The 12,121-nt window shown below is 64.2% G+C and carries 13 protein-coding genes; 9 read left to right on the top strand and 4 right to left on the bottom strand.

From position 1 onward, the window contains the following. The first annotated feature begins 284 nt into the window (after nt 1-284). The 9 genes from ABD301_RS00940 (at nt 285) to ABD301_RS00900 (ending at nt 10,543) form a co-directional block, all read left to right on the top strand. On the top strand, nt 285-986 hold the full coding sequence (locus ABD301_RS00940; RefSeq protein WP_344306220.1) for a VC0807 family protein: 702 nt from the start codon (nt 285-287) through the stop codon (nt 984-986). After that, nucleotides 983-2,188, top strand: coding sequence for a macrolide family glycosyltransferase (locus ABD301_RS00935; protein WP_344306218.1), 1,206 nt, complete (start codon nt 983-985; stop codon nt 2,186-2,188). The genes ABD301_RS00940 and ABD301_RS00935 overlap by 4 nt, the downstream gene beginning before the upstream one ends. A gap of 79 nt (nt 2,189-2,267) precedes the next feature. Next, a complete protein-coding gene (locus tag ABD301_RS00930; RefSeq protein WP_344306216.1) occupies nt 2,268-3,527 on the top strand; it encodes a sensor histidine kinase in 1,260 nt (419 codons plus the stop codon). Continuing rightward, nucleotides 3,520-4,164: a response regulator gene (locus ABD301_RS00925; RefSeq protein WP_344306214.1), complete on the top strand. Its 645-nt coding sequence runs from the start codon at nt 3,520-3,522 to the stop codon at nt 4,162-4,164. The genes ABD301_RS00930 and ABD301_RS00925 overlap by 8 nt, the downstream gene beginning before the upstream one ends. Before the next feature lie 162 nt (nt 4,165-4,326). Next, entirely contained in the window at nt 4,327-5,874 is a 1,548-nt protein-coding gene (locus ABD301_RS00920; protein WP_344306212.1) for a long-chain-fatty-acid--CoA ligase, read from the top strand. Further along, nucleotides 5,871-7,052, top strand: coding sequence for a TetR/AcrR family transcriptional regulator (locus ABD301_RS00915; RefSeq protein ID WP_344306210.1), 1,182 nt, complete (start codon nt 5,871-5,873; stop codon nt 7,050-7,052). The genes ABD301_RS00920 and ABD301_RS00915 overlap by 4 nt, the downstream gene beginning before the upstream one ends. Before the next feature lie 230 nt (nt 7,053-7,282). After that, a complete protein-coding gene (locus ABD301_RS00910; protein ID WP_344306208.1) occupies nt 7,283-8,437 on the top strand; it encodes an LLM class flavin-dependent oxidoreductase in 1,155 nt (384 codons plus the stop codon). Beyond that, complete coding sequence (locus ABD301_RS00905; RefSeq protein ID WP_425551865.1) at nt 8,371-9,762, top strand: MFS transporter; 1,392 nt, start codon at nt 8,371-8,373, stop codon at nt 9,760-9,762. Before ABD301_RS00910 ends, ABD301_RS00905 begins: the two co-directional genes overlap by 67 nt. Nucleotides 9,763-9,808: 46 nt before the next feature. Further along, entirely contained in the window at nt 9,809-10,543 is a 735-nt protein-coding gene (locus tag ABD301_RS00900) for a tyrosine-protein phosphatase (RefSeq protein ID WP_344306204.1), read from the top strand. 57 nt (nt 10,544-10,600) lie between these two features. On the opposite strand, the gene ABD301_RS00895 is transcribed toward ABD301_RS00900, so the two are convergent. The 4 genes from ABD301_RS00895 to ABD301_RS00885 all read right to left on the bottom strand — a co-directional run bounded on the left by ABD301_RS00895 (nt 10,601) and on the right by ABD301_RS00885 (nt 12,072). Beyond that, nucleotides 10,601-10,909 (bottom strand): transposase, encoded by a 309-nt coding sequence (locus ABD301_RS00895; RefSeq protein ID WP_344306202.1) that lies wholly within the window; start codon nt 10,907-10,909, stop codon nt 10,601-10,603. Nucleotides 10,910-11,051: 142 nt separating this feature from the next. Next, nucleotides 11,052-11,225: an integrase core domain-containing protein gene (locus tag ABD301_RS42250; protein WP_425551864.1), complete on the bottom strand. Its 174-nt coding sequence runs from the start codon at nt 11,223-11,225 to the stop codon at nt 11,052-11,054. After that, the gene (locus ABD301_RS00890; RefSeq protein WP_344306200.1) at nt 11,222-11,743 is read right to left on the bottom strand and encodes an IS3 family transposase; all 522 of its coding nucleotides are present in this window, start codon (nt 11,741-11,743) and stop codon (nt 11,222-11,224) included. The genes ABD301_RS42250 and ABD301_RS00890 overlap by 4 nt, the downstream gene beginning before the upstream one ends. Further along, a complete protein-coding gene (locus ABD301_RS00885; protein ID WP_344306198.1) occupies nt 11,740-12,072 on the bottom strand; it encodes a transposase in 333 nt (110 codons plus the stop codon). Before ABD301_RS00885 ends, ABD301_RS00890 begins: the two co-directional genes overlap by 4 nt. Between the last annotated feature and the right edge of the window lie 49 nt (nt 12,073-12,121).

Raw genomic sequence — 12,121 nt, 5'->3', positions numbered from 1 at the left:
TGTTTTCCCGCTGTCAGGGTCGAACGGACGGCCTTACCTGGCACTACTGCGCCGCCAGAATAGTTATTTTCCCGGCCGCTGTCGATGGTTTCCGGTGGTCACTGGTGAGGCGAATCAGGGAGACCAGCGTCCCGCATCCACCGATTGGTTGACGGGGACTGTCGGTTGGTGGACGGAGTCGGTCAGTGGACCGGCGGTCGCATCGTCGCGGCTTGGCCGATTCGCCAAACCGTTCCACCGGCGATGCTCGATGTATCAAGCCCGCCGACCAAGGAGCCAGTACGATGACCAGTAAACGCACCACCGTCGCGGAGCCTCGAGCCAGCCGGCTCGATCCACGGATCGCGGCTTTGCTGCCCGCGTTGTTCGACCTCGCGGTGCCAACCCTGGTTTTCTACGGCCTGCGCTCGGCCGGCGTCGGCTTGTGGTGGGCGCTGGTTCTCGGAGGTCTACCAGGCGTCGTACGGATCGTCTGGGGGATCGTACGGAACCGCAAGCTCAACGGCATCGCGCTGTTCACGATCAGCATGATGGTGGTGGGCAACGCCATCTCGTTGCTCACCGGTGATCCGCGACTTTTGCTCGCAAAGGAAGCTTGGATGACGATGGTCGTCGGGTTGTGGATGCTCTCGTCACTTTTCGCCCGGCAGCCCGTCATCTTCACCGGCGCCAAACTGATGATGCCGAGCCAGCAGGCCCGTGACGACTGGGAAGAGTCGTGGACTCATCCCGAATTCCGGCATGTCATGCGGGTTGGCACAGTGATTTGGGTGGTGCTTCTGTTCGCGGACACCGCCGTCCGGGTCGTGATGGCTTACACGCTCCCGGTGGACCAGGTGCCGGTACTGAACGTCGTCACTTGGATCGTGTTGATCGCGGCAATGCAGGTTTGCGTCCGTGCGTACGGGAAAATCTATGCACGCGCGCACCGCTTCAAGATGGTCGGCCCGAAGGTGGTCCGGATGGATCAGGAGGTTTCGGCATGAGCGCGCATATCGCGGTGACGAACCTGCCCGCCGCCGGCCATGTGCTGCCCACCCTGGGTGTGGTGGCCGAACTTGTCGAGCGCGGCCACCGGGTGAGTTATGTGGCCATCGAACGATATGCGGAGGCTGTACGAGCCGCAGGCGCGGAGCACGTGCCGTACAAGAGTCCGATGGAAGGCATGCATCCGCCGACGGACATCACCGCTGACGTGATCGCGCAAGTGCCGTTGGCTTTTCTGAACGAAAGCAAAGCGTCAACAGCGGCGCTGGAAGCCCATTTCGCTGGCGATCGACCGGATCTGTTGATGTACGACGTCAGCATCGGCACCGGACCACGGTTGCTCGCGCAGCAGTGGAAACGTCCGGGAGTCGTCACTTTCCCCACCCTCACCGGAAATGAGCATTTCCGCTTTGACAAGGCGCTGATGGGCGACCACGTGTTGGACCCAACGCATCCAGCGCTGGCCGAATATGGCCAGGCTTTCGCTGACTTCACTGCCGCCTATGGCATGCCCGGGGCCACCATGCAGGAGGTGGAGAAGACGGTCCCGGAGCACACACTGGTCTTCGTGGCGCGGGAGTTTCAGCCGTGCGGCGACACTTTCGGTGCCGATCACACCTTTGCCGGCCCGTGCCTGACTGAGCGGTCGTACCAGGGCAGTTGGACGCCGCCAGCCGGCGAGAAGAAGATTTTGCTGGTGTCGTTGGGAACCGGCTACAACTTCCAGCCGGATTTCTTCCGAGAGTGTGTACGGGCCGCGGCCGCTCTGCCTGACTGGCATCTCGTCATCGCGACCGGCGATCGCGTTGATTCCGCGGACCTGGGCGAATTGCCAAGCAATGTCGAGGCGCACCACCGAGTGCCGCAGCTGGACATGCTGGCGCACGCGACCGCGTTCGTCTCGCACGCTGGCATGGGCAGCACGATGGAATCGTTGTTTTTCGGCGTGCCGTTGGTGGCCGTGCCGCAGATGGTCGAGCAGGAGGTGAATGCCGGCCGGATCGCGGAGCTGGGCGTGGGTGTACGGCTGGACCGTACGACGGTGGACGCCGAGCAGATCCGTGCCGCGGTTCGCCAGGTTTCCACCGATCCGGGGATCCGTGCGAACACAGTGAAAATGCAGCGGCAGATTCGGGCCGCGGGCGGTCGCGCCGCGGCGGCTGACGCGGTCGAGGCGCACCTTGTCACCGGCACCAACTGATCCCCTGCCGGTTGGCCCGGTGCGACGCGGTGGACCAATGGATATGGTTTGTGCAAGCGATGGAGGGAGAGGGCGGGCGATGGTGAGCACGGAGGCCGGGACGCAGGACGGCTGGGAGCGCTGGATGGAGCTGATGACGCTCGTCAGCCCCTTCGTGCTTCTGGTGGTCTCCTCGGCGCTGACGATGGTGCTGAAGCCGCTTTCCAGCCGTGACACGGCTTTCATGCTCGTCACCGCTGCGGTCACCGCGGTCTGGATCTATGTGGACCGGCTGCTGATCCGGTGGAGCCGTTCACCGGTGGGCAAGGTGGTCGTCTTCGTCGGCCTGCTTGTCCTGTCCGCATTGCTGGTGTTGCGGTCGCAGTGGTTCACACTTTTCATCCTCGTTGTCTACGGCTATGCGTTCGAGTCTTTCCCAGTGCCGTGGGCGATTTTTGCCAGCTGGTGTGCGGCGGTCGTGCATGCCCGGGCATTTGTCGACCGGTGGCCTACCACCTTTGGTGCCCTCGGGGAGTTTGTGTTGCTGGTGGCCGTGATCGGCAGCCTCGCATCGGCCTTCACCCTGCTGGGAGCGGCAAGTGCTCGACTGGCCCGAGGGCGAAAAGTGGTCATCGCCGAGTTGCTTGAGGCCAATCGCAAACTCGCCGCGTCGATGAGCGAAAATGCGAGGTTGCACGCAGAGCTGGTTCACCAGGCCGAGGAAGCCGCGGTCATCGCGGAACGCCAGCGGATGGCCAGGGAAATTCACGACACGCTGGCGCAGGGTTTGACCGGAATTATTACCCAGTTGGAGGCAGCGGAGCAGGCGGACTGGAGCCGGCACGTGGCGACCGCGACCTGGTTGGCTCGGCAGAGCCTCACCGAGGCGCGCCGATCGGTGCATGCCGTACGTCCAGAGGCATTGGAAGCCGCGCGACTGCCGGAGGCATTGCGGAACACCGCTCGCCAATGGTCCGAGGTCAACGAAATGGCCGCTGAGGTCCATGTCACTGGCACCGCCGCAAAACTTCCGGCTGACGTGGAGGTGGCGCTGCTGCGGGCGGCCCAGGAGGGGTTGGTGAATGTCGCGAAGCATGCGGGCGCGGCCCGAGTGGGCCTGACACTGTCGTATATGCCGGACGTGGTGACTTTGGACGTACGCGACGACGGCGTCGGATTCGATCCGGACGCTTCGGCCGCGCCGGATCCAGGCAAAGGCGGCTACGGGCTGACCGGGATGCGGCAGCGATTGGAGAGCGTCGGCGGTAGTCTCGTGGTCGAAACCGAACCTGGCGCTGGCACCGCGCTTTCCGCCACTGTTCCGGTGTGCCCCGCCGACCGAGAGGATTTTGGTGCCTGACCAGCAGATCACGCTGTTGATCGCGGACGACCATCCGGTCGTACGGGATGGCCTGCGCGGGATTTTCACCGCGGATCCGGGTTTTGTGGTGCTGGGTGAGGCGGCCAATGGTGCCGAGGCGGTCACCCTGGTGGAGGCACTCGACCCGGATGTTGTCCTGATGGATCTGCGAATGCCCACAATGGACGGTGTTTCCGCGATTCGGCAGTTGGCTGAACGGAAATCGCGCACTCGCGTGCTAGTCCTGACCACGTATGACACGGACAGTGATGTGTTGCCGGCCATCGAGGCCGGCGCCACCGGCTATTTGCTTAAAGACGCCGCCCGCGAGGACCTTTTCCGGGCCGTCCGGGCGGCTGCTCGCGGTGAGGCGGTGCTCGCCCCCGCGGTGGCCACCAAACTGATGGGCCAGATGCGTACGCCCGCGCCGGAGTCCCTCAGCCAGCGCGAAATCGAGGTCCTGACGCTGATCGCCCGTGGTGGCACCAACCGCGAGGTCGCGAGACAACTCTTTATCAGTGAGGCGACGGTCAAAACGCACCTGATCCACCTCTACGCCAAACTTGGCGTCAGCGACCGAGCCGCCGCCGTCGCCACCGCCTTCGACCGAGGCCTGCTCACCCCCGGCCAACGCTGACGCGACCGTTACTCCTGTGTCTCCAGTGGCTATTGCCCATTGAGCCCGCCTAAGTGAACATACGAACAGACAGTCGGACAGTCAGTTGAGCATGACATCAGGTCTTGTCGGCGCTAAGTGAATATGCGATAGTCTGGCGCATCACCGGCGGCGGAGGCTCGCATGCAGATCACTCAGGCGTTGCACCGGGCGTGTCAGCAGGACGCGGATCAAGTGGCGACGATCTACCTGGATCGGACCCGGACGATGGCGGAGGTCATCGACAGGGTGGCGCGGCTCGCCGGTGCGTTACGGCAGTTGGGCGTACGAGCCGATGACCGGGTGGGAATTCTCAGCCTGAATTCGGATCGCTACCACGAATATCTGCTGGCGGTGCCGTGGGCGGACGGGGTTTTCACGCCGGTGAACGTGCGGTGGACGCCGGCCGAGATCGGGTTTTCGTTGCGGGAGTCGGACACTCGCGTGCTGTTCGTCGACCAGGCCTTCGTGCCGATGGTGCCGGCGCTGAAGGAGCAGTTTCCGGGGCTGGAAACGGTTATTTACTCCGGTGAGGGGGACTGTCCGGAGGGGATGCTCGACTACGAGACGTTGGTGGCTGAGGCGACGCCGGTGGAAGACGCCTGCCGAGGTGGCCAGCAGATGGCTGGGCTTTTCTACACCGGCGGCACAACCGGGTTGCCCAAGGGCGTGATGCTCAGCCATGACAACATGGTCGTGTCGGCGCTCGGGTCGCTGTCTACCGGCCAATTTATGAGCCCTCGAGGGCGTTTGCTGCATGCTGCCCCGATGTTCCACATGGCCGATGTGGCGTCTTGGACGGCCGGAATGCAGCTTGGTTGCACACACGTCATGGTCCCGAGTTTTACCCCGCTGGGCGTGCTGGCGGCGATTTCCGAGCATCGGATCACGGCCACCTTGCTGGTGCCCACCATGATCCAGCTGATGGTGGATCATCCCGAGGCGACCAGTCACGATCTTTCCAGCATGCAAAACGTTCTGTACGGTGCCTCGCCGATTTCCGATGCGGTGTTGGAAAGAGCGCGGAAGGTCTTCTCATCGGCGAGTTTTACCCAGGCGTACGGGATGACCGAGCTGTCGCCGGTGACCACGCTGCTTCTTCCGGACGAGCACGACGATCCGGTGTTGCGCAGGTGTGCCGGCCGGGCGGTGCCGCACGCGGAGGTGAGGATTGTCGACCCGGATGACCAGGAGGTGCCGCGCGGGAAGGTCGGGCAGATTGTGGCCCGCGGCGACCACGTGATGTTGGGTTATTGGAATCGGCCGGAGGAGACCGCGGACGCGCTGCGCGGCGGGTGGATGCATACCGGCGATGGTGGATATATGGACGAAAATGGCTATGTCTTTGTCGTTGACCGGATCAAGGACATGATCGTCACGGGCGGTGAGAATGTCTATTCGGCCGAGGTGGAGAACGCGCTTGCACGGCATCCGGCGGTGGCCAGCTGCGCGGTGATCGGCGTGCCGGATGAGCAGTGGGGCGAGCGCGTGCATGCGGTTGTCGTTCTGCAGCCCGAAAGCGTGGCCACCCCAGCTGAGTTGACCGATTTCTGTCGGGACTACATTGCGAACTACAAGCTCCCTCGATCGGTTGCCTTTGTCGAGGCGCTGCCGATGTCCGGCGCTGGCAAGATCCTCAAGCGCGAGCTGCGCAAGGTGCACTGGGCGGAGGATGGCCGGCAAGTCCAGTGACCAGCCTGGAGACTTCCTTGCCACTGCGGGGCAAACGGCCGCGGAACCGCCGGGAACTGATCGTACGAGCGGCCGCCGACCTGTTTTACCGAGTTGGCTATCCGCAGGTGACGATGGCCGATGTGGCTGCTGCGGTCGGTGTCGGGCCGTCGGCGCTTTACCGGCATTTCGCGGGCAAACAGGAGTTGCTGGTGGCTGCTGTCTCGCAGGCTTTGCGGCCGTACGCGGAGATTGTCACCGCTGATCTGGACACCACTATCGAAAGGCTTGCCGCCGCGGCGGTGGAAGAACGTCGAGCGGGCGTGCTGTGGCAGCGCGAGTCCAGACATCTGCCAGCGGCTGACCGGGCGGTGCTGCGCGAGAGCGTACGAGCGGGTGTGTTGGCGTTTGCCCGCCTCCTGGAAGAAAGTCGCACCCAGACGCAGGCGGAGTTCCTCGCCTGGTGCGACTTTTCCGTGCTGACCAGCCCTTCCTATCATCGCCTGGAGTTGCCGTCGGCGGACTACCAGGAGCTGTTGGCTGACATGAGCCGTGAAGTGTCCACTGTGGAGCTTCCGGAAATCGAGTACGGCCAGGAAAGCGTCAACGAGCAGCGGGTGGAGCCGCGGTCCCGGCGGGAGGCGCTGCTGCGGACGGCGGCGGTGATGTTCGCGGAGAACGGGTACGGGACAGCCAGCCTGCAGGAAATTGGCGCGGGGGTGGAGATCGCGGGCCCAAGCATCTACCACCATTTCGACAGCAAGCTGGATCTGTTGGTGGCGTTGATGAACCGTGGCGCTGAATGGTTGCGACGGGACATGTCCAGCGAGCTTGCCGCTGCCAGCGATCCCGCTGACGCCTTGAGTCGGCTGCTCCGGTCCTACGCCGGCTTCGCGCTGGCGCACCGGGAACTTGTCGACATTCTCATCACCGAGGTCGCGCAGTTGCCGGGGCCGGACCGGCACCGGACGCGGCAGATCCAGCGGGACTACGTTGCTGAATGGGTGCACTTGCTGCGGTCTGTGCATTCCGATCTCGCCGAGGTGCCGGCGCGGATACGGGTGCAGGCAACGCTTACGGTCATCAACGACATCGCTCGTACGACTCAGCTCCGGCGCGCCAAGAATGTCGATGCCGCACTGCACGCGGTCGGTGGCGCACTTCTGGGGCTGCCGGTAAGTGCAGCCGGTCACAGTTGACACTCCAGGAATGCTCTGCTGGACTGGGCTAATGGATCGGTCTCCGGCGCTCACTCGGCGGCGGCACGTGGATTATGCCCGTGTCACCGGCCAGGCGTGTCGGCTTTAGCGCCCATTTCGCCCCTTTCCCTGCGCTGAATTCTCCTTTCTCGTACCCTCCGCGTTTCCTCGGTGACTGTGCGATCCCCTTTCCCTCTCGGGATTCGTTGGTCACCATCGAAAGGACGACCATGGCCGGCTCGATAGCGATGCACTGGTTCCTGCCCACTTACGGGGACAGTCGACAGTTGGTGGGCGGCGGGCACGGGGTGCCGATCGGTACGGCCGGCGGTGCCCGGCCGGCGACAGTGGGTTATCTGACGCAGATCGCGAGGGCTGCCGAGGAGTTGGGGTTCGTCGGTGCCCTGACACCGGCCGGCGCGTGGTGCGAGGATGCGTGGCTGACCACCGCGATGCTGGTGGCTCACACCGAAAGGCTGAAGTTTCTGGTCGCTTTCCGGCCTGGTCTGGTGTCTCCGACGCTGGCCGCGCAAATGGCCGCGACCTACCAGCGGCATTCCGGCGGACGACTGCTGCTGAATGTGGTGACTGGCGGCGAGCCAGCCGAACAGCGCGCTTACGGCGATTTTCTGGACCACGACCAGCGATACGCTCGTACGGGCGAGTTTTTGCAGGTCGTACGGGCATTGTGGCGGGGTGAGACGGTCGATTTGGACGGTGACCACGTGAAGGTGAGCGGCGCCCGGCTGGATCGGGTGCCTCAGCCGGTGCCGCCGATCTACTTCGGCGGGTCTTCGGCCGCGGCCGGCCCGGTGGCGGCCGAGAGTGCGGACGTTTACCTGACCTGGGGCGAACCGCCGGCGAAGGTCGCGGAGAAAATCGCCTGGATCCGCGGTCTTGCCCAGGCGCAGGGCCGTGAAATCCGCTTCGGTATCAGGTTGCACGTCATCACCCGGGACACCGCCGAGGAGGCTTGGGCGCATGCCGGAAACTTGTTGGCGGCGCTGGATCCAGACGTGATCGCTGGTGTCCAGAAGGGACTGTCCAGGAGCGAATCCGAAGGACAGAAGCGAATGCGTGACCTGCACTCCGGGTCGGTGGAAAACCTGGAGGTCTCGCCGAACCTGTGGGCCGGGGTGGGACTGGTCCGTGGCGGCGCGGGCACCGCGCTGGTGGGCAGTCATGCCGAGGTGGCGGACCGGATCGCCGAATATCACGCGCTGGGCATCGACGAGTTCATCATGTCCGGTCATCCGCACCTGGAAGAAGTCTGGTGGTTCGGCGAGGGAGTGCTTCCGCTGCTGCGCCAACGAAATCTGTGGTCGCCACCGACCCAGGACGAGGCAGCCGAACCGGCGGCCATCCCGTTCGCGCCGGCTCGATGAGCAGGCCGGCGGGGATTCGGACAATCCTGACCGCGAGTCTGGTGGGCACGACTGTCGAGTGGTACGACTTTTTTCTCTACAGCACTGCGGCCGCGCTGGTCTTTCCCGGGCTTTTCTTTCCCAGTCAGAATCCGCTGGTCTCCACGTTGTTGTCTTTCGGCACTTTCACGGTGGGTTTCGTCGCCCGGCCGGTCGGCGGTGTCCTCTTTGGACACATCGGCGACCGGTTGGGCCGCAAACGCACCCTGGTCATCACGATGGTCGCGATGGGCGTGTCCACTGCCTTGATCGGACTGTTGCCGTCGTACCAGCAGATAGGTCTTGCGGCGCCCGCATTGCTGCTGGTGCTGCGGATTCTGCAGGGTCTCGCGGTCGGTGGCGAGTGGGGCGGCGCGGTCCTGCTGGCGGTGGAGAACGCGCCGCCCGGCCGGCACGGTCGGTACGGCAGCGTCCCGCAGATCGGGCTGGGCCTCGGGCTCGCGCTGGGCACTGGAGTCTTCACCCTACTGGGCCAAACACTGGGCAGCGACGCCTTCCGGTCGGTCGGCTGGCGGGCCGCTTTCGTGCTGAGCCTGCTGCTCGTGGTGGTCGGACTGGTGGTTCGCCTGCGGGTGCTCGAAACTCCAGCTTTTCGGGACCTCGCCGAGCGTGGCGACACCTCGGCCGTACCGATCCGGGAGCTCTTCCAGCTGCCGCGGCACCGCCGCAACGTCCTGCTCGGACTGCTCACGCGTTGGGGCGAAGGTGCTTCTTTCAACACCTGGGGCGTTTTCGTCATCACGTACGCCACCGCCAGCGTGCACCTGCCACGCACGGACGTGCTCGTCGCCGTCACCGTTTCGGCGTTGGTGATGGCCGCGATGGCTCCGGTGGCCGGACAGCTCGCGGACCGGTTCTCCCGGCGGCTGGTTTTCGGGGTGGGGGTGGCCAGTTTCGGCCTCACCGTGGTGCCGTCCTTCGCGGTGCTGCAAACCGGCCAGAGCTGGGTGCTCTTCGCGGTGGTAGGGGTGCAGCTGGGCATCTGGTACGGCCTGATGACCGGGGCGGAATCCACCCTTTTCGCGGAGCTTTTCGACACCAAGGTCCGTTACACCGGAATGTCATTGGTTTTCCAGGGTTCCGGCATTTACGCGTCCGGTCTGACCCCGGTCATCCTGACCGCGTTGCTCGCGGTCGGCGGCGGAACGCCATGGTTGGCGGCCGGATATCTGGCGCTCACCGCAGTGATCAGCCTGGTGGCCGTACGAGCGATCCGGCCGACCGAAACCACGTTGGCGGCGCTCGAAACGCGGGATGAACAACCGCTGGCGGGCGCCACCCGCTGAGACGAAGGTCACGTCGAGTTTTCCGGTCGGCGGTTAGCATCGGGACGTGACGACTGTGGATTTGGCTGCGGCCCGGGCTGGTGGACTGTGCAACCTGCGTGATGTCGGCGGCCTGCCGACCGCGGCTGGCGGGAGCATCCGCTCCGGCGTGCTCTATCGCGGCGACGCGCCGCAACCGGGCGATCCGGCGCCGGCGCTGAAGCCGTGGCCGCCGGCCACCGCCATCGACCTGCGCTCGGTGGATGAGCGGCAGGCGCAGTATCCGCTGGAAAAGGTGACAGCTCATCACATCCCGCTGATCGCCGCGGCCAATCCGCTGATTGTCGCTCAGCACGCGATCGAGGATGGTGTCCACACCGTCATCGATCTTTATCGGCGGATGCTGAGCAAGCGGCCTGAGCAGCTCGTACGGATCGTCCAGATCGTCGCGCAGGAGCCAAAACCGGTGCTGGTGCACTGCTCCGCCGGGAAGGACCGCACCGGTGTCTCGATCGCGTTGATCTTGTCGGCGGTGGGTGTTCCGCGCGACGAGATCATCAAGGATTTCATGCTCAGCAACGACAATATCGATATGATCACGGCTCGCATCGCACTTTTCCTTGGTGCGGTTCCAGAAGAGACCGAGGTGGAGACGGTCCGCCCATCGCATCTGGTCCAGCCGGACGCGATCATCGCCACGCTGGACATTCTTGAGGGACATCAGGGTGGCACGGCCGGATGGCTGCTCGATCACGGCCTGCCGCAAGCGGACCTGGACGCTCTTCGCAGCGTACTACTGTAGCCAGCACCTGCGTGGATGCCTCATCGGTGGCCAGGTGCGTAGCGTGCCGCTGTACTGTCACGCTACTCCAGGAGAATGCTTGCCATCCTTGGGAAAGCCCGTGTCGTCCAGCAGCCAACCGACCTGGCTGATCACCTCATCAGCAAGCTGCGCGAGTCGTGCCCGCACTGGCTCCGCCGGCCGGGTCGAGGACGACACGAACTGCTGAAAACCCGCACTGATCCGGTCCGCCGTCGGCCACATCGACTTGCGCTGGCCATCAGTCAATGCGCCGCGCCGATACACCTGCGCCTTCACTCGCTGGTCAGCGCGCGGCAACGCGCCCAAAAACGTCCAACACATACCGTTCAAGATCCTCGCGAACACCGTGCTCCAGAATCATGCGCAAATTATCCCGGAAAGAATCGAAACACCGTCACGACGTGCCGACTCGACTTAACAAAGTACTACTAGCATCCTCGCTCGCGAGTGGACCGCCCTGGGTTTTGTGGAGACCTGATCATCTGTCTCATGCTGCCGGGTGTTGCTCGAGGTTACCTTGCCAGAAGGCTTCCTCGAACTCCATGGGCGGAACGTCGCCGCACCAGGAATGCAACCGTTCATTACTATACCAGTAAATCCACTGCGCTGTCGCTAGTCTGACCTCCGAAACATCATTCCAAGAATCTTCACGAATAATCACCTCTTTCTTGTAAAGCGCGTTGACGGACTTCGCCAACGCGAGAACACATCGGTCACGAACGCCGTGTAGCAGAACAAGCCACTGGTCAGCTCGACATAAGTAATATCGGTAACCCACAGTTGATTCGGCGCGGGCGCCCGAAAATCACGTTCCACCAGATCACGAGGTCGACGTGACTCATCTCCCGGGACCGTCGTGCGCGGTCGCCGACGCCTCGACACAGCGCCTTTCAGACCCTCGGCGGCCATCAGGCGTTCCACCGTGCACCGCGCCACCCTCACCCCGTCGCGACCCAGCTGCTTCCACACCTTTTCCGCGCCATATACCTGATTCCCCTTCTTCTTGCTCGCCCATACCTCCCGGATCAGCGGCACGAGCTCCCCATCGCGAACATCACGATCCGAGGGCTCGGCCAACCGCTTCTTGGTCGCGTAGTACGTCGACACCGCGAACCCGATCACCGCACAGATCGGCTCCACACCGAACTGGCCGCGATACTCATCGACGAACGCCGTCAACGCGGCGGCCGAAGGTCCACGTCCTTCGCGAAAAAAGCCGCCGCCAACCGCAAAATCTCGTTCGCCCGCCTAAGCTCACGCATCTCCCGCTCCAACACCGCGATCCGCGCGTCCTTGTCCGCCTCCGAGCCGGCCACCCGCTCACCCGAGAGCCGCGTCCCCTTATCGTCCAAGCGCACCCAGTACCGCAACGTCTCAGCGTTCACACCGAGCTGCTCCGCCACCCGCGCGATCGCACCGCGCCCCTCACCAAGCTCAAGCTCCAGCTCACGCACCATGCCCACCGCGCGGACCTTCAACTCTGCCGGATACCTCATCGCCGCCGCCATGCCAACCATCCTTCCCAGAACCGACGGCCTCCAACGAACCCGGGGTGAT

The sequence above is a fragment of the Fodinicola feengrottensis genome (genome assembly GCF_039530045.1).
GTDB classification, from domain to species: Bacteria; Actinomycetota; Actinomycetes; order Mycobacteriales; family HKI-0501; genus Fodinicola; species Fodinicola feengrottensis.
Note: the sequence above shows the minus strand (reverse complement) of the source record. Positions and strands in the feature narration are given on the sequence as shown.